Annotated in this window: 1 protein-coding gene; it reads left to right on the top strand. The window is 36.0% G+C overall.

The window, feature by feature from the left end; all coding sequences use genetic code 11:
- Positions 1 to 86 precede the first annotated feature (86 nt).
- On the top strand, positions 87 to 1,460 hold the full coding sequence (locus NFS18_RS19265) for an IS4 family transposase (RefSeq protein ID WP_251393188.1): 1,374 nt from the start codon (positions 87 to 89) through the stop codon (positions 1,458 to 1,460).
- The last annotated feature ends 33 nt before the right edge of the window (positions 1,461 to 1,493 follow it).

Raw genomic sequence — 1,493 nt, 5'->3', positions numbered from 1 at the left:
ATTCCTGGAATAAAAATAGCATGAATACCATCTGGTTTGGTATAATTGAGTTGTCCAAAAACAATTAAAAACCGGAGGCTCATGCTATGAATAAAAGTATAACACAAGACACTCAGAATGATAACCAAATTTCTAAAACTATTCGAAGATTTTTTACCAGATTTCATGTTTCTTCTGCACTAAAAGCAGTGAATGCTTATAAAAGAAAGGGCATTCCTGTTGTGGAAATATTTCAATATCTGTTCCTGTTGGTTTTTTTCAATAGAAGCATGTATATGAATCTTCTTTCTGGAAGAAATACGCCTTCTTTTGCTAAGGATGCGGTTTACCGTTTTATGAAAATGACTCAAATTAATTGGATCCGTTTCACAACCATTCTTTCAAGCAGAATCATCAAGAACGCGATTGTACCCTTGGATTCCCAAGACCACGCCAATGTTTTGATTATTGATGATTCTCTGTTCGAACGTAACCGTTCTAAGAAAGTAGAACTTCTTGCAAAAGTATATGATCATGCCAAACATGCTTATAAATTCGGTTTTCGTATGCTTACATTGGGCTGGTCAGATGGAAGTACCTTTCTTCCAATTAATAGCGTGCTTCTTTCAACCGACAATAAAAAGAATCGAATAAATGAAGACACTGTAGTAGATAAAAGAACGGTTGGATATAAACGCCGTCAGTTGTCTATGCAAAAAGGAACTTCTGTAATGCTTGAACTGCTGAAGGAGGCTAAAAAAGCTAATATTCCAGCAAAATATGTTCTTTTTGACAGTTGGTTTTCCTCTCCAAGTTCCATTCATGCCGTGAAAGGAATCGGATATGATATCATTGGCATGGTTAAGAAAACACCTAAGATGTTCTTTCGCTACAATGGGGAAGATCTGTCTCTGATGTCGATCTACAACAAAAACAAAAAACGAAGAGGACGTTCCAGATACCTTTTATCTGTTATGGTTGATGTTATAAAAGATGGAAACATCGTTCCGGCCAAAGTTGTTTATGTTCGTAACCGAAACAAACGAAAAGAGTATCTCTGCATCATTTCAACCGATACGGAATTGGACGAAAATGAAATCATCCGTATCTATGGAAAAAGATGGGATATCGAGGTTTTCTTTAAAGTCTGTAAAAGCTATCTGCATTTGAGTAAAGAATGTAGATCTATTTCCTACGATGCAATGACAGCCCATACCGCAGTTGTCTTTACCAGATATATGATGTTATCCACTGAAAACCGTGAATCAAGAGATAAACGGTCTCTTGGTGAACTTTTTTTATATTTTTCCGATGAAATGTCTGATATCACATGGATACAGGCTTTTCAATTATTGCTTCAAATGTTTAGAACATTGCTTACAGATGATCTCGATATAGCAGAGGATGCATTTGATGCGTTAGTAGATGCATTTATGGATACTCTTCCTGCTCTGTTGAAATCAAAACTACAAGCATCGTAAATACGAAACATTGACAACTGAATTATTGCCAGG

Source organism: Mediterraneibacter agrestimuris (assembly GCF_943193195.1).
GTDB lineage: Bacteria > Bacillota > Clostridia > Lachnospirales > Lachnospiraceae > Schaedlerella > Schaedlerella agrestimuris.
The sequence above is the reverse complement of the archived record's forward strand: the minus strand, read 5'-3'. Positions and strand labels throughout refer to the sequence as shown.

Excerpts from the sequence above, each read along its gene's own strand:
- NFS18_RS19265 (WP_251393188.1), top strand. The coding sequence starts at position 87 with ATGAATAAAAGTATAACACAAGACACTCAGAATGATAACCAAATTTCT.